General features: G+C 51.3%; 9 protein-coding genes and 2 pseudogenes. All 11 read right to left on the reverse strand.

The genetic code is table 11. From position 1 onward, the window contains the following. Positions 1-121: 121 nt before the first annotated feature. Positions 122-754: a hypothetical protein gene (locus ACS0RQ_RS22415; RefSeq protein ID WP_334633918.1), complete on the reverse strand. Its 633-nt coding sequence runs from the start codon at positions 752-754 to the stop codon at positions 122-124. A 97-nt stretch (positions 755-851) separates the two neighbouring features. Beyond that, entirely contained in the window at positions 852-1733 is an 882-nt protein-coding gene (locus ACS0RQ_RS22420; protein WP_271851363.1) for a hypothetical protein, read from the reverse strand. Between the two features lie 260 nt (positions 1734-1993). Then, positions 1994-2285 (reverse strand): annotated as a pseudogene (locus tag ACS0RQ_RS22425) (PAAR domain-containing protein); the annotation flags it as partial. 5 nt (positions 2286-2290) lie between these two features. Continuing rightward, on the reverse strand, positions 2291-3907 hold the full coding sequence (gene tssA, locus ACS0RQ_RS22430) for a type VI secretion system protein TssA (RefSeq protein ID WP_271851362.1): 1617 nt from the start codon (positions 3905-3907) through the stop codon (positions 2291-2293). Continuing rightward, on the reverse strand, positions 3900-7271 hold the full coding sequence (locus ACS0RQ_RS22435) for an ImcF-related family protein (protein ID WP_271851361.1): 3372 nt from the start codon (positions 7269-7271) through the stop codon (positions 3900-3902). Before ACS0RQ_RS22435 ends, tssA begins: the two co-directional genes overlap by 8 nt. Continuing rightward, positions 7271-8485, reverse strand: coding sequence for a KPHS_23130 family T6SS system protein (locus tag ACS0RQ_RS22440; protein WP_334312452.1), 1215 nt, complete (start codon positions 8483-8485; stop codon positions 7271-7273). The genes ACS0RQ_RS22435 and ACS0RQ_RS22440 overlap by 1 nt, the downstream gene beginning before the upstream one ends. A 279-nt stretch (positions 8486-8764) precedes the next feature. Continuing rightward, positions 8765-9358 carry a hypothetical protein gene (locus tag ACS0RQ_RS22445; protein ID WP_271851357.1) on the reverse strand — a complete coding sequence of 198 codons (594 nt, stop codon included), beginning with the start codon at positions 9356-9358 and terminating at the stop codon, positions 8765-8767. Positions 9359-9710: 352 nt separating this feature from the next. Beyond that, positions 9711-11825, reverse strand: a pseudogene (locus ACS0RQ_RS22450) (type VI secretion system Vgr family protein); the annotation flags it as partial. Continuing rightward, positions 11822-14488: a type VI secretion system ATPase TssH gene (gene tssH / locus ACS0RQ_RS22455; RefSeq protein WP_271851905.1), complete on the reverse strand. Its 2667-nt coding sequence runs from the start codon at positions 14486-14488 to the stop codon at positions 11822-11824. The pseudogene ACS0RQ_RS22450 and the gene tssH, both read right to left, overlap by 4 nt. 189 nt (positions 14489-14677) lie before the next feature. Further along, a complete protein-coding gene (locus tag ACS0RQ_RS22460) occupies positions 14678-15169 on the reverse strand; it encodes an Hcp family type VI secretion system effector (protein ID WP_039076799.1) in 492 nt (163 codons plus the stop codon). A 5-nt stretch (positions 15170-15174) separates the two neighbouring features. Further along, complete coding sequence (locus ACS0RQ_RS22465) at positions 15175-16875, reverse strand: OmpA family protein (protein ID WP_271851904.1); 1701 nt, start codon at positions 16873-16875, stop codon at positions 15175-15177. Positions 16876-16886: the final 11 nt, after the last annotated feature.

Raw genomic sequence — 16886 nt, forward strand, 5'->3', positions numbered from 1 at the left:
GTTGTTAAGAGCAGGCTTGGGGATTATTGATAATATTGCAGGTAGTCCATTTTAAAATATATGCTTGACTAATAATCTTGTAAAATCAACCGGAGAGATCTAATAATAAAAAATTCAGATCTTAATGTTCTTCGAACCGCCCATCCTTTAAAATAAACACACGCTTCTTATGGTGATCTTCAAATTTTACAAAAATATTATTATCTTTCATTCCAAAATTATAAGTACTACCCGGTAATCCATGAAAAACTTCCGATTGCCACTCCTTGGTTTTACATGAAATCTGAATATAATCTTTATAACATTCAGACCCACAATACCACTCAGATATAAAGCATATATTTTTTGAGCGAAATTCATTATAAATGTAAATCTGCTGGGCCAAAAGCAAAATAAATAGAAAATTAAAAATCACAACGCAGTAGATTACTGAGGCAGACCTGGAAACACTCACAAAGAATGAATAATAAAAAAGTGATATACCTAAAACACCAATAAGTAACACTTCAATATTACCCCATAACAAATCAAAGAAATTAAACAAGACTTGAATCACAATACCTAATAATATATAAACCCATCGATATCCATAATGTGGCTTAGATAAAAAAAATGGTATAAAAGGGAGGATCCCGGGTGCCATAACCAATGAAATATATGCCATATTATAACCGTGAAACATGAATAATACATTGAATACTATGCTAGCTAAAAACCAAGAAACCACACCAGATACAATTCGAAAGACAAACATAATATTACTCTTTAATTGTCATTCATTATCATGAAAAAGAAAAAACCTTAAAAAATAGCAAAATATCATTAATCATATTATTGCTAATAGAATAAAATTATGATGTTTTCTGCGTTACGTTAAAATCTTTAACTTTCACACCAATAGCATCGGATATTTTTTTCCTCTGAAAACAAGTCCTGCAGCCTTCCCCAGATTTTATCCTGGCTTCCGGGTTATTTTTCAGTGATATTGATATAAATTTCCGGCGATATTTGTCCCCTTGTTTAAAATATGTCACTAAAATGGCTTCCTGCTTTCTTTGAGGTAAATCAATTACATAACCACTCATAATATCTTTCGCTTTTTTGATCATCAAGGCAGCAAAGTGAACCGTTCCTTCATCTGTAACCAAATATCTTAATATATCTAACCTTGACATGTTTGGAAATGAATCCAGCTTGTCATCATACATATCATAGGCTGTGCGTAATGATATGTTACCCTTCCCATAATCACCTGCCACGGTGTTGCTAACCCTGTCCCATGTAGTTCTTTTTATATCATCCGGATCATTTTTTTTAATAGTCTGATATTGTTTCTCAAGATCATCACTACTTTTCTTATTATTCACGGTCTCTTCGAACTCGGTGTATTTCCCTTTTGGTATAACGTTATCCTGTAGGTAATCTAACCTTTTTTTTGCATATGAATAATCAGGCATAAATCTCGTGTTATATTCATCAGCCAATGCACCAGCTACAGCAATGGGCGGAACTGAGAATTTATTCGAGTACTTCATGATTAAATGAGAGATATTACTTAACCAAGTAAACACAGGCTCTTGAAAAGGATAGTTATCTACTGGCTCCTTGCAAAAACATCCAACCAGCAAAAAAACTGGCTGTTTATCTATTTCTGCTACAGAATTGATTTTATATAAATATCCTTTCTGCATTAAATTATCATATGCACTATCAGGCTCTTTATAATTACTCACTGAAAACACCTTCTATTAATGAAACAAACAATATATATCAACCATAAAATCTTCATCCTTATTTTCTGTGATAACAGTATTTACTCGCCCATTACCATCAGGAAAATAATTATACTCACCACTATTTGTTTTAACTTTCACTTTCAATCCTTGCACAGGTTTTTCGTTTTCATAATCCAGCACTATAATTTTTCTCCCATAAACTTTACCCTGAGAAAAGTCCTCTTCGGTTAATGGTTTGGGCCGTTTTACTTCTATTATTCCGTCCTTCACCTCCGTCTCATAAACATCATTCATCATCGACGCGATAAATCGCGACTGACATGGGCAGGAGCTTTTACTGTCCAGAGTTCCTGCCATCAGCCGGCCGTGAATATCTGTCTGCGGAACACCTCCTACGATAATAAACATTCCTGGATATCTGCCACAGGTCACTCTATCCATATCGCGTGCCTGAGGTATACCCATAATGGTATGGTCATCCGCGCCTTCAATGATCCTGCCGCCACAGGTGGTTATATCACCTCTGACCAGAAAATAGCCTCGTCCCATCGTCTTCAATCCTTATGTTGCGAATCGCACAATACGGCAGCACGTGCGGGATCTATCGCCACCAGCGTGCCGAGCAGGGTTTCCATTTTTCGCGCCAGCAGCGCTTTATCCGCATAGCGATATGCCCTTAAACGCAGCAGCTTCAACTGCCGGGCTTTGATCTCGAAGATCAGCTCGGGTTCCCATTGGGCCAGCGTCAGCCCCTGCGAACTCCCGTCCAGTTCATCTAACAGCAACAGCGCCATCTCTGTTTTGCCGTATTGCTCCGCGACCCGGGCCATGAGTAAACGCAATTGCAGCCGCTGTCGCGCGGTAACAATCCCCGGCCGTGACTGAAGCCAGCCCAGCGCGGCGTCGACCCCTTCACTGTCGGCACGCTCCTGCGCTTCAGGTTCCAGCGCCAAAAGATCATCGTGGGGGGGTTCGCCAGAGAGAGCCGCCCCGCCTGCCAGCCATGCCCCTTCATCCCGCGGTATAACCTGCTGTGCAATCCAGCTTCGCGTTACGTCATCCGCAAACGGGCTACCGTCACTCCATGCAAGCTGCTCCAGCCCAGGCAACCGTTCCAGCAACAACGCCAGATCCTGACGGACAACAGATGTCCACCTGTCCCACGGCGGCCCTGCCTTGCCTAACGCCTGGTGCAGATACCACTGAATATCCAGCCAGAAGTGACACACACCTTCGCCAAACATCCGGTCGGCTTGTTCCAGTAGTTCTGTCCAGTTCTGCTGTGTATACAATCGTTTAAGTTGATTACGCGATTCCGTGCGCGGTGGAGACAGCCGCGTTTTGCCGTCGACATCGGGCGGAAGCTCATGAACGGTGTCCCAACGCAGGGTTTTCATCAGGCGATGTGCCGCCAGCCAGCCCCGGGGCTGTTCATTCAGGTAACGGGACAGCGTTTTGGCCTGATCCAGCAAATCGCGTCCGGAATGAATAACCTGCAACGACGGCGAGTCGATAAGGGAAGAAGCGACAGGCGGCGAGAGGGCCGCGCTATTTTGAGGTACAACGGCATTCATCCCGCCCGATTGCGCCAGACGTGACTCCAACGCGTGAATAAGCGGCATCAGCGAAGGCGGCTGTTGGTCTTCTGTCCATGCTGCAAATGATACTGATAGCAAATTCAGCGCGGCGACGATCCTGGAAAAATCCGCCTTTGCCACTTCCGGAAATCGCGCCAGGCTATCAAGAATTTTGTCTCCGGCCAGCCACTCAAGCACCAGTTTTCGACTCGACGGGCGGGAGGGTAGTAGCGCGGTACCAAAGCGTTCAACCAGCCCGGCCAGCAACGCCAGCCCCTCAGCTAAGCCACGCTCGCCGTCGCGATGTAGCCGTGCCCAGATGTAATAGGTCACGATACGCAGATCTTTTGCCTGTGTCAGAATGAGGGATTCCGCCAGCGTACAAATCAATGCGGTGTCTGCGCCCGACAGCTTGTTCATCTCATCGCGCATAAGCAGAAAATCGTCGTGATAGCCCGGGTCTTCGCCCACGGGTGCGTCTTCTTTTACTGGCAATAACCATTTCTGCCATAACGCGGTCTGCTCGCGCGCGGCCTGCAGGACATCGCCATCGCTAAAACAGCTACGGGTTAACTGCTGTAGCAACTCACTCATCCTCGTGCTCTCCCTGTTCTTGCGACTCTGCCATGACGTTCCCGGTCAGGAAGATCTGCTGTGGCAGGCGAAAATTTCTCAGTGCCAGCAGTGCCATCGGCCCTTTTCCCTGCTCAACGCGCATCAGGTAATGCAACGGGAGGCCGTCCGGAGCGCGCCACAGCACCTTATAGCTGCTGCTGTCCAGTTGTGTAATTTCCGCCTGTTCCAGTAAGCGGATGAGGCTCCAGCTTCCCCGGTAATCTGCCAGAATACGCTCGCTGTTCTGCGTGCTGGTCCAGCTCAGCGACGCACCGGGGTGCCATTGCTCACCAGGCCAGGTAAAGCGCTGCCAGCGCTCCTTCTGGTTGAAATATTCCAGTATTTGCCCGTCAACCGTCAGCTGCGTTTTCATCACATCGCGCGCGGGTTTGGCGCGCAGATCAAAATGTATTCCGGCATCTCCGCTGGCAAAGGCGGCATCCGTGATATCGCCAAGCTGATTCAGGGAACGCAAAAACGCCGGATTTACTACCAAACCCTGTGTGTTCGTGGCATCGGTCACCCAGTCTCGCCCTTCGCGTCTCAGCACGCCACCAAGGTGCGTGGCGAGATATTGATGGATACGGCCACCGTCGCGCAGGTACTGCGCCAGCAAAGGCAACGAGGCATCATTCTGCGTGGCACTAAAGGGGTAGCGCCCCGCGAAATCCTGTTCCCACTGGCTGACAATGGCACGCTGCCACTGCCGATTGAGACTTTCTGCCGCGGGTGTCAGCACCTGTCGCCATGCCTGCTCAACCGGGCGAACAAACAGCGCCTGACCAAAGCCGCTCCATGCCTCTCCAAGGCTGGCGGCAACCAGACGACCATAGTCGCGGGTATCAGTAAGATCGACGGTTTTACCCTGAAACACCGTCTGCGCCAGTTGTTGCGTCATTTCCTGCGGATCCTGGGCGTTGATGACCTGTTGCAGCTTGAGCCGCACACGGCTAACGCGCGTCAGATAAGTCTGCAGACTGAGCGTCGCGTCTCCGCTACCGGCAGCGCGTTCCCCCGCCAGCCGCAGCAGCGGGGCAAAGGTTTTATCCAGCGGGCCGGGAGGAGTTTCGTCCTGACGGCCTTGCTCTTCGCCGTTAAAGAGTGCCTTTGCCGATGTCGTCAATGAATCCGACAATCCACGGTTCGGTCGCCCCGTTGCCGCCTGCCACGCCAGCGTATCCATCAGGGCAATGAGCGGCGACTGGTGAGCATCAGCCATGAGTGTCAGTTGATCGAGTACACCGGACAGCGTTCCTTCCTTTTTCCAGCGAAGGCTGTTAAGAAAAGAGAGCCAGCTTCCGGCAAAGTCGATGAAGTAACGCTCAGTGAGTCGGGCGCGTAGCGTCTCCGGCGATACATCGGATGACGCGCCCTTCTCGCGATCACTGAGCACCCAGTCAATTTCTTCGCGTCGGGCCGCCACAACTTGCTCTATCGCCTCTTTTACCTGCCCTTCCCACGCCTGGCGGGTGAACATCCCCGGTACGATCTGTTCAGTACTAAAAAGCGCATCGGCCTGGGTGTCGCTGGTCATATCCGCCAGCGTCATATCTGCATAGTTTCGGGAAACCTGTTTCAGCACATTCTGGTAGAGCGTGTTTTCCGCATTCCGTACGCCAATCTGACGCAGCAGGATTTTTCGCACGGTGGCGGTCAGTTCCGGTTGCAACGCCGCCTTCCATTGCGGATGTTCAGCCAGATTCGTGGCCCAGAAGGCAAGTAGCGAAGGGACGATACTCTGCGAGAGACCTTCCGCTACCCCTGGATAGCGCAGACCATCGGCGATCAGCGTGGCGCTGAAAAAGGCCGCATCCGCTTTTTCCGGACGGGACATCATCAGCAGCGCTTTAAGCTGTTTATATCGCTGCTCACTTGTTGCCGTACGCTGAGGGCTGTCAGGAGGCAGGGCAACAAACGCTTTCAATTGGTTTTGCAAATACGTGGCCGCGACGTCGCGTACCAGGCGGCTGGCAGCCTGCGCATAACCGGGAAATACCGCATCAAGCAATTGCGTGTTACGCTCCAGTCCGAAACGCTGATACCACGGCGCACCGTGGCGAACGCGGTATTGCAGGCGCTCCAGTTCGTTCTGTAATGTATGCAGTGCTATCAGTTGTTCTGAAAGCGGCAGACGAGTGTTCAGTGCGTGTGCTGTCTGCGAGGCGGTATCCTGAATTAGCGTGCGGTTGGTCAGAAAAGACGTCAGAAGTCCGGTACCCCACACCATCACCAGTATGCCCAGCATCGCCATCATTGCACGTGCCCACGGGAACCCCACCTTACGACCCCGGACCTTATCATCCGTAATCCCCGCCCATACCGGAGAGGGGAGCCAGGCGTGAGGCGCGGTATCTGCTCCGGCCACATGCTTCGGACTGAACATCAGGCCACGTAATGAGAGGGAATATGCTCCACCCGACAACAGTGGTTTCAATGTGTTTTGCCAGTGAGCAATGCCCTCTTTTTGCAGGGAATGTGCAAGGCGCAGCAGGAAATCGTGGCGATTATCGCGCAGTAACTGCTGCATCCCCTGCTCTGTCAGTTGAGGGGTTTGCGCTTCCAGCATGGAAGCCAGGTGTTCTGCCGTGCAATGTTCAGGCAGCAGGCATCCCACCGCCTGTGTGGTGCGTTCGGTCTGATAACCGCCATCGTCGCAGATCTGCCATAAATAGAGCGGGGCCTGAAACCCGAGTCGTTTTCCGCTGTCGGTCAGCCCGCGCCAGGCCTTATCCATCTGCGCACTCTGCTGGCTCTGTTTCGCCGTCAGCGGCCAGACAACCCCATCCAGTGGGCGGTGGCGGCGCAGTTTTCGCAATGACGCCAACAGTTCGGCATCCGGTTCGGCTAACGTTCTGCCGCCATGGATCAGTACGATACCGTCGCCTTCAAGCCAGTGCTGTTCTGTTAAACCCGGTGCGATGGATTCCACTTCGGCGGGCTCACCGATAATCAGGAGCAGACGGATTTTATAGCGCCAGAAGAAGCCGTAGCGGGTGCGTATGAAAGAAGCCATTTCCCCCCATACCGGATGACAGTTATCTACTTTTTTCTCCGTCACAGGTCGATAGTCATCCCCGGCAGCAAGCTGTCTGCGAATTTCAAAATCTTGTATAGCCGAGCGGCGGTTTAACAAATTGTAAGCGCCCATAATGATGAGAAAAATCAGACCGCCAGCAATCACACCCGCCATCCAGTATGTCTGCTGTAGGCTGCCCGACTCGACTCCCACGAGCATAGGTTTACGGTAAATTAACGTACATAACGCAATGACTACCGTAACGGTGAAAAACATTATCGGCCGAGAGAACGAACGAGGCCGAAGACGGTTTAATTCCGTAACCACTATGATGCCTCCTGAGCTAAAGCATGCGGTGATACCACCGCCGCCCACAAAGAATCCCCGCCCTGTTCGCCACTAAGCGCCAACTGGGGTTGGTGTAAATGCATTGCTGCCAGTGTGGCAGCTGCAATTGATAACCACGGTGCAGCCATGTCTGAACGCCCCAGAAAAGCGTCAAGTTCATAGAGCGAAGCTTCCTGAATAAATGGCTCGTTAAGTGACAGCAAGGCAACCCGCTGTTCCGCATTCAACGTCGCAGTCCACGTACCCGACAGGGCATCAGGTTTTACAGGCATCCAGTCAAGCGCCTGTTTAATCCCTTCGACCATGGCGGTTGTGTCAATAAGTCGCTCAGGGCGATGCAACAGTGCCAGTGGTGTAATTGCCTGTTGAGTTAACCTGTTAGCCATCAACAAAGCGCAGGCAGACTCAGCAGTGAGTTCTGGTTGCTCTGGTTCCAAATGTAAGGAAATGACCAGCAAAACAGCTTTTTTGTGAATGTCGTTATCAAGCCAGTCGTCTATGACAGCTAATCCCCTCGCGGAATTTGAAAATAAACATGTTCTGGAAAATCCGGCTTTTTGCCACTCGTCCTTGCAGATATCTATAACAATTGGCACGGATAGTGATGTATTAATCTCAAAAAACACGTTGATGTGAAAATCATCGGGTAATCGACATAGTTGGGGTTTGATGTCACTGAAAAGACGGGAAATAATTTCCGGTAAACGACTGGTTATGGGTTGATCCGTTAACACTGGAATTACACTACGGCGAACCATATTTTCACCACGCAGTACAGAATAAGTACTTAACCGCGACTGGCGGGTCAAAAAGTTCATCGTGGTTTCAACTAAAGAATCACCGTTCATTGCCGTGTGCAAAGAAAGGTTTAATATTTGCAACGCACGTCGCCCCCGTTGAGTTTCCCGTAAAATCACTTCTTCACGACGCTTATTCCACGCCTCCACTCGGATACATTGTGTTATAAAAACCAACCAATAGACTGATACGGCGAGTGACCATATAAAAATGAAAATACCAGAAACCGCCCCCCAAAAGTACCAACCACTTATTGCAAATTCATTTCTAAATGGAAGAAACACTGACACTAAAACTGTAGGTGGCAGCAACAGAGAAACCATTATCCATTTAACACAACCAGTTTTTTTGGGGTAATCCTTTGCATCAGGAATAGTATTAAGACGAACCGACATAAGAATACCCATTAAAATAAAAATCACACCCACTTATTACCATGTAAATTTCACCTACTTCTTATATAAAAACCACTATGATTATCTTCAATCAAAAAAAATCTGATAAACATACTCTTTCACCGCCCCCCTTTGCATCACCATAAATAATACACTTTCCTTTTCATGACCCTGCGCTATATAATTACGTCATTAGAAAATGATAGAAAAAAAAGACAATGAAAAGTATAAAAAATTACCCTTGCCAAATACAGCCCATAAGAATTAAAACAGTCATAATTATCTTTCATAAATCACAGGACGAAGAATATCTTTTTTAAACAGACCTTCACTCTCTATTATATAATTTGTACTATCAACAACCATCCCTTTCTGGTCATATTTAGAAAACCATTTAATATTGAACCCCAATGAATTCCATGAAAAAGAGCTATAATCACTTTCACTATTTCCCGCTCCAGATTCCAAACTATCCATTGAAAAGCTTTCCTTACAACTGCTGATCAAAACCTGATCAATAAAAATACTAGCTTTTTCACCTACTTTATAAAGATTCAGCCAGATTTCATTACCAGATCCACAGAAACCCTCAGGTGTGCCAACTTGACTCGGTTTTTTTTCAAAAAAGACAAAATAGCGTATTCCATTCACAGTGCCGATCTTTTTATAGAAAAAAATATCTCTTGTATTAACCAAAAATAAATTATTTTCTAATGAAAAAAAATTCAGTACAGGATCAACATCAAATAATACCTGCAGAGAATGGGTATTTCTTGAATATGCCATTTGAGTATTTAGTAAAAAAAACACAATGCTAATCAATGACATGATCCGCATAGCAAACCCCAGAATATCGCCACGGATGCTCATCATCCTGTCCCGCACCTCCCATACTGTACTGCTCATGATCCCGATCATGTAATTCTTCTTCTGTCCTATCTTGATTTGATGGATTTGTAATATCCCATCCTATATTTCCTGTTTGAGAATCACACAAAATGTTACTCTTCCTTTGCCATTGTTGCTCACTTTCATTCCATTCATGGTATGCGCCACCATTCCAACGGCTAATTTTTTCATGTTGCAATTGCTCTTCTGTATAAGTTCTTCCATCCTTACCGAGATAATTTTGAGCATTTTTCCTTTTTTTTATATATAGGTCAGAGCCTCCATCTATATTTTTCTTCCAATTCCACACCTGCTCATATGTAGGGATAGGATTAGTGATCTCATCTTCCGTACTGGTGATCTCTATCGATTTTTTCGCCAGTAATTCCATCAGATCGTTCTGCGCCTGTAGTGAGATCGCACCTTTATTGGCAAACAGCTTAATCCCCCGCTTTGCGTACAAATACACTCAGAGCCTGCCCCACACCGATAAATATATTCTTCACAACACCGATATCGATGTTATTCCCCGCGTTTATCTGGAGGTTTTTTACTGCCGCCAGTTGCATATGTTCACCACTTGCCAGCGCAACACCTTTTGGCGCGTGCATCAGGATGACTGATGCCGTCAGCTCGCTTATCCGGTTAGCGATTAACGCAACCTGCGCGGCCATATCTGCCGACTCCGCACTGGCAGTCACCGCGTCATCAGACAGTTTCTTGATTTTGTCGCTCAGGCTGTTCAGCTCACTGATAATGGCCGCCATCTCCCGCACCTGCCCCTGCGCCCGCTCCTGACCGTCAGCGCTGATGAATATCCCCTTTTTCGCCCGGATGGCACCCCACATGTCCGTGCGCAGCTCAAAACCTTCCCCGCGCTGCTGTTTTCCCGCATCCACCAGATGGCCGAGATTGAGCTGGCTCTTGCCGCCGTACTCCGTACTGATTTTGATATGCTCTTTGCCGCGTTCGTCATCGAGGCGCAGCTTGTTGTTTGCCGGGGTACGCAGCACGTTGCGTCTGTAGTTCTGAATCGTCACGTGGTCGGGGTGGGCGGAATCATGCTTCACGCCGGCGATATAGGGCCGGTCCGGGTTGCCTCCCTCAAACGCGATGCTGACCTCCGTGCCCGCCAGCAGCGGCAGGTGCAGTCCGTACGTATCACCCGCATAAGGGCGGGACTGCCGTACCCACAGGCTCTCGTAACCCGGCTTCCAGGTCTCACGGTCAAAATCGAGGTTCACCCGGTAGCGCCCGTCTTTATCGATATGGGCATAGATATCGTTTGCCGTTGTGCTGGTCACCCGCGCGGGCAGCGTTCCGGCCATCACCGGTTTCGCGATGCGAGCCGGGCGAAAGCTGTAGCGTTCCGAATAAGGTATGGCGGTAAACGTCAGTTCATAACTGCGGTCTCGCGCCGCGCTGGCGGTCAGCCCGGTTATCAATGCGCCCCTGCGGAACACCGCCGGGGCGTCTTCATCCGGTACCTTTATCTCCAGCCCCGGCATCAGCAGGGCGCTGGTGCTCAGCCCCTGCAGAATGGCCCGGCCATTAAGGTAACGTTCGTGGCGGATACGCGCGTAAAACGCCCCGCTTTCCGGTGTGTCCGGGTCGCCTGCCGTCAGGAAGTTGTCCGCGTAATGACAGGCTTCGCCACAGGTGGTGCTGTCCCCGCCCGTCGCATCAAACGCCGACGTCATGTCGGCGGTCGCGCCACGGTAGTTGTAGTCCCGCGTGGTGACGCTTTTTCCACCACATGATATGCCGTGTTCAGCCCCCAGACGAATCCCGTGCCGCTGTCGCTCAGCCCCGAAGGGTGGCGCAGCGGCAGCATCAGACCGCGTTCATAGCCGCTCTGGTCGTCATAAAACTCAATGACTTCAATTTTCAGCCGCACGTCGGTACTGAACCGGAACCAGATCCCCACTTCCGACAGCAACCGGGAGATAAAAGTCAGGTCATCCTCGCCGAACTGCATCACCTGTTCGCGCGACGGATATTCCCCCCTCAGGGTGAATACGAAGTCCTGGCCGAGCATCCCGTGGCGCTCACGCAGGATTTTCTCGACAATCTGCGGCACGCTCTGGTTCTGGTAGATGGCGTTCTGATGACTGCGGGCGAGCAGCGCCAGACGGGGCTCAAGGCGCACTTCATAGCGCGATTCATCGCGCGAGGTGGAAAGCTGTTTAAAGCCAGTGATGACGCCGTACAGGGTGCGCATCGGCACCTGTACCGGCATCCCCTGAACCGGCGGGGCGCAGAGGCTGAGCGCGCCGTCCTGCATCAGCAGCGCTTCCGGCTCCAGGGTTTTATCACGGCTGGTGAACTGAATGTCGTAACAGAACGGCTGGCTCAGGTGCTCGCGGCCTTCAAAGGAGAGCACATCAGGCGGGCTGCTCAGGCCTCGAATTTTTAATTTGTGGTGGGAGTGGTCAAAACTGAGCGCATTCATGCGGTGCCTCCTGCGTCCAGGTCAAACTCAAGGGAAATACCCTCATCGTCATTCCAGCCCAGTCTCAAATGTACAGGTTTCTGCTGCGCGGCCTGATGTGCCAGCAACTGCTGGCTCAGTACGGGTAAAATTTGTTGATTGAGCAGGCTATCGATATTGCGCGCGCCGCTCTCAGGCAGCAAACATGCGCTGGTGAGCTGGTCATAGAGGTCTTCACTCACCTCAGTTTCCATGCCGTAGTGTTCACGCAGGCGACGAATAACCTGTTCCAGCTTCATCATCACAATGACACGCATCGCGGCAGGACCGAGCGGGCGATAAATGATCGTCTGGAAACGCGCCTGCAATGCGGGCTGGAAATGGTCGCGCAGAAGAGGATGGAGCAATGCCTGCATCTCGCTTTCCGTGGCATCAGGCTTCTCTTCCAGCAACTGCATCACATGCTCGCTGCCGAGATTGGCGGTCATCAGAATGACCGTATTGCGAAAATCAATTTCACGCCCTTCACCGTCGCGCATAAATCCCCGGTCAAAAACCTGATAGAAGAGGTTCATTACGTCGCGGTGCGCTTTTTCTACTTCGTCCAACAACACCACACTGTAGGGACGCTTTCTGACAGCCTCGGTCAGTACACCGCTCTGCCCATACCCCACATAGCCGGGGGGAGAACCTTTAAGTTGAGAGACAGTATGGGGTTCCTGATATTCGGAAAGGTTGATAGTTATGAGCGATTTCTCGCCGCCGAAGAGGGTGTCCGCAAGGGCAAGCGCAGTTTCCGTTTTACCTGTACCACTTGGCCCCGTCAGCAGGAATACCCCCTGTGGACCGTTTTCTGGCGTAAGACCGGTTTTCGCGGCACGTAATCGCCGGGCAATAGCACCCAGCGCGGCATCCTGGCCCACGACCCGTGTTGCGAGATTCTCTTCCAGGCTTAACAGCGCCGTCTGCTCATCTTTCAGCAATGACGAGAGCGGAACCCCTGTCCAGTCAGCAATCACTGTGGCAACGGTTCGGGCATCAACGTCCAGCCCCAGCAGCGGGCTGGCATGTTGCACAAGGTGAAGCTGTGACTGTAAAGCGACAATATCCGCCTGACGCGAGAGGTCGCTGCGACAGGCCAGCAGTTGTCGGGTAAGGTCTTGCTCTTGTTGATACTGGGTTTCAAGGGTATCGAGTTGCACGATCAATGCGTTCTCTTCCCGCTCGATAGCCGCAAGCCGTTCACCACAAGAATAGTCCCCCACCGTGCTATCATCCTGTAACGCCTGTTTTTCCAGGGCCAGCGCGGTGAGTGAAGCACGAATATGCGTTAAGGGTTCCGGTAATGTATCGAGGCTCATACGCACGCGGGCGGAAGCCGTATCCAGCAGATCGACAGCTTTGTCCGGCAACTGGCGTCCAGTGAGATAACGTCGGGAAAGTGTTACCGCCGCACGAACCGCGTCGTCCGTGATGTGCACACCATGATGTTGCGCATAACGCGCTTTCAGGCCACGGAGCATGAGACTGGCGGTGGTGTCGTCCGGTTCGTCCACTTTCACCATCTGGAAACGACGCTCCAGTGCGGCGTCGCGTTCAAAGTACTGCTTGTATTCACTCCAGGTGGTAGCCGCAATGGTACGCAGCTCGCCCCGGGCTAATGCAGGTTTCAACAGGTTCGCCGCATCTGCACCGCCCGCCTGATTCCCCGCGCCAATGAGGGTATGCGCTTCGTCGATAAACAGCAGCACGGATTCCGGTGATTTTTGTACCGCATCAATAACGTTTTTTAGCCGCTGTTCAAATTCACCTTTGACGCCAGCTCCTGCCTGCAACAGACCCAGATCCAAAGTATGGATGTGGACCTTTCTCAGACTCTCCGGCACATTGCCTTCTGCAATACGCAGCGCAAGTCCCTCCACCAGCGCCGTTTTGCCCACACCGGGATCGCCAACCAGGATGGGGTTGTTCTTGCGGCGTCGGGAGAGAATATCGACCATCTGGCGGATCTCCGTGTCGCGGCCAAATACCGGGTCAATGCGACCATCACGCGCTTTCTGCGTGAGATTCTCCGTAAAGCGATCCAGAACGACGCGGTGTTGATCGTCGTATTTAGCACTGCTTCCGTTTTCGGTTAAACCCGGCTCATTCGCAGCAATGCCGGGTAAATCAGCCATAAGCGGTTCATTGGCCTGACGTTGCCGCCCCGGGTTTTCTTCCGATTGCGCATCAAGCAAGGGACGTAGCCGGTCCAGTTGCATACGCCCGAGGCTGAGCAGGATCCATAGATCATTGGCCGCCAGTAACGCAGGTTTTTCTGTCAGCGCCATCAGCAGGTGCTGGCTGCGGATTTGCGGAGCATCAACCTCAAGAGAGGCAATTAGCCATGCCTGAGTCAGCAGTGTGATGAGTTGATCAGATAATCGCGGGCGAGTATGAACAGAGCGCTGAAGGGTTGCCAGATGCGCCAGTAGAGACTGCCAGGCACCGTCCAGGTCCCATTCATAACGCCGGGAGATAACGGTGAGATCACCTTCCCCTTGCTCCAGGAGTTTCAGCAGTAAGTGCTCAATGGTGATCTCTGCGTGCGCACGGGTCTGGCAGAGTGATGCGGCCGCTTCCAGCGCATGTGCGCAAAAAGGGTTAAGACGGCGCAGCAGCGCCGCGGGGTGGTTTACGGTCATAGATGTCCCTTCTTGACGTATTTATGTTCAGTTCCTGCAACCGCCGTTCCCCCATGCTACCGCCCGTAGCCATCACCACAGGCCCATCTGGTTTCATCAGCGGATTGACAGAGTTTGCTCAGTGCCGACTCCATCCGGCATTCAGCAAACGTAATAAAAAGGCAGACAGTTTCCTGTCTGCCGCAGTTATCAGGCGGAGGGGCGCTCATTCCAGGAATCGGAATGAATGATGTTGCCGTCTTTGTAGGTCCAGGTGATTTTTTCGTAGCGCAATTCAATGCGTTCCAGGTGGTTGTGCTTCTCTTTCGCCGGATCTTTGATGTCGTGCATCAGCGGAGCAACTTTCACCAGTTTGACGTTCTCAAGCGTGGTATTGAAATACTCCACTTCCTGGCCCGCATCATTGATGCGATACCATTTGAACTCAGCGGTTTTCAGGGTCTGACCGGTGGTAACTGCCTTGTACAGATAGGGGCTGGACGAATCGATCTCTTTGGTGAAAAGAAACGGGGTATGAATACGGGTGCCCGTCAGTTTGCCTGTGTTGTTATCGGTTGGGATGTAGAGCGTATGTTCCTGCGCAACGACTTCGATGCTGCCTTCACGCCCCTGAACATCGACGGACCCTTTGATATCCGCACCACCGTCATCTTTCAGCCAGAGATAAACTGGTATAGCCATGAGAATTACTCTCCTTGTTGATTGAATTGAGACACCGCCAACTCCGGCGGTATTTGCTGTTTCGCGTCCTGACAGGCGTCTGAACGCGGAACCAGACTGATTTCGACACGCCGGTTGGTTGCCCTGCCTTCTGGCGTATCGTTCGTCGCCGCAGGCTGGCTTTCGCCCAGCCCCTGCACGGCAAAACAGGTGAACGGGATATCGCTGGTTTGCAACATCCAGTCACGCACCGCTTCGGCACGCCGCAACGACAACTGTTGGTTGGATTTTTCATCGCCGGTGGAATCGGTATAACCAGCCACCAGGATCAACCATCCGGGCTTCGCTTTGATATTGACCAGCGCCTCAACCAGTACTTTTGTCGAGCCGATTTTTAACCTCGACTGCCCCACATCAAACAGCGCCATACCGTCCAGGCGCACAGTCTGAACCGCTCCACCAGATACAATTTCTCCCTTTGGTTCCGGCGGGCGGTAGCCACGTATCGCCAGCAACACTGGCTGGCGTAGACGTTCGCCAGGGTAAAGCCCAAAGCCAAGACGCAGCGGTTCTCCTTCGCGGTAATAGTCATCCAGCCGCTGTGCGTCTTCTTTTAGCACCAACAAATAACGGCTTTTGGCCACCGCGTCGGACATCGGGGTAATGGTGTATTTGTGCAGATCATCGCTGACCTGCCGCAGTAAATTGCGGTTCGACATTGCCGACAGGCAAAGCGCGATAAGCCCGGCGACGGTAGTCATTGCCAGCCAGGCCGTCCATACTCGCCGCACGGGCCCAGGCCCCGACTGACGCGGCAGTAACGGCAACATCGCGTCCGGAAAGTGCAACGCGTAACTGGCACCGGTTTGTTGCGATACATCTGGCGTCAGACACGTTTTGTCAGTTATCCATTGCTGCCATAGATTGCCGTCCTTTTCCGGTAGAGAAGGCGCAAAGCCTGCCCCCACCGCCAGCGGTAAACTTGCGCTCTCCTGCCTGTTTAGCGCTGGCATCACAATTTGCTTCATCCAAAGCAGCAGATTCTCAGCCCGAAGTACCTGGCCCAGCCGTTGACTGCCTGTCGCTATACTGCCCTGAGCAATCCACTCAGACGGTGCGTTCTCATCGTCCGATGTCATGACCAGGACATCACGTCCGGTACAGATCAACCATGGCGAAGATTCCTCTATTGCAGGTTCGGTCTGATAACTCCAGAGGATCAGTGGCACCTTCGCACCCACCCTGCGCCGTAATTGCACCAAATTTCGGGAAAAACGTTGCAGTTGCCCGGCAAGGACGGCGATGTCCTGATGCTGAACTGGTATCACCGTACGGGCCACGCAGAGCTGTGAGCCCCATGCCGGGCGGCGGGACAACAGGGATTCCGAGAATGAAACAAGCTGTTCTTCATCAGCGATATGCAGATAAAGCCCCACAGGAACCTGCCGCAGCGTGCTGTCAGCGAAAAGTTGCCTCGCCCCGTCACCACAGACCAGCACGACGGGCTGTTGGTAACTCTCCCCTGGCAGACAGGCCAACCACCTAACATCGGCCCCTTTTTGTGGCGTTTTCTGCCGCCAGAAGAACCAGACGATAACGACACCGATGAGAACCACGGCCACCAGGCTGTATTTCACTGCCGTTGAAACGGGAGAAAAAACGGTCCACAGCGCGAGAAGCAGCAACAATCCCCATAGCAAAACAGCCTGTTTGTGCGTGTTTTTCACTCTGCACTCCC

It is taken from the genome of Phytobacter diazotrophicus (assembly GCF_052061655.1).
Lineage (GTDB): Bacteria > Pseudomonadota > Gammaproteobacteria > Enterobacterales > Enterobacteriaceae > Phytobacter > Phytobacter diazotrophicus.

Excerpts from the sequence above, each read along its gene's own strand:
- ACS0RQ_RS22415 (WP_334633918.1), bottom strand. The coding sequence starts at position 754 with ATGTTTGTCTTTCGAATTGTATCTGGTGTGGTTTCTTGGTTTTTAGCT.
- tssA (WP_271851362.1), bottom strand. The coding sequence starts at position 3,907 with ATGAGTGAGTTGCTACAGCAGTTAACCCGTAGCTGTTTTAGCGATGGC.
- ACS0RQ_RS22440 (WP_334312452.1), bottom strand. The coding sequence starts at position 8,485 with ATGTCGGTTCGTCTTAATACTATTCCTGATGCAAAGGATTACCCCAAA.
- ACS0RQ_RS22445 (WP_271851357.1), bottom strand. The coding sequence starts at position 9,358 with ATGATGAGCATCCGTGGCGATATTCTGGGGTTTGCTATGCGGATCATG.
- tssH (WP_271851905.1), bottom strand. The coding sequence starts at position 14,488 with ATGACCGTAAACCACCCCGCGGCGCTGCTGCGCCGTCTTAACCCTTTT.
- ACS0RQ_RS22460 (WP_039076799.1), bottom strand. The coding sequence starts at position 15,169 with ATGGCTATACCAGTTTATCTCTGGCTGAAAGATGACGGTGGTGCGGAT.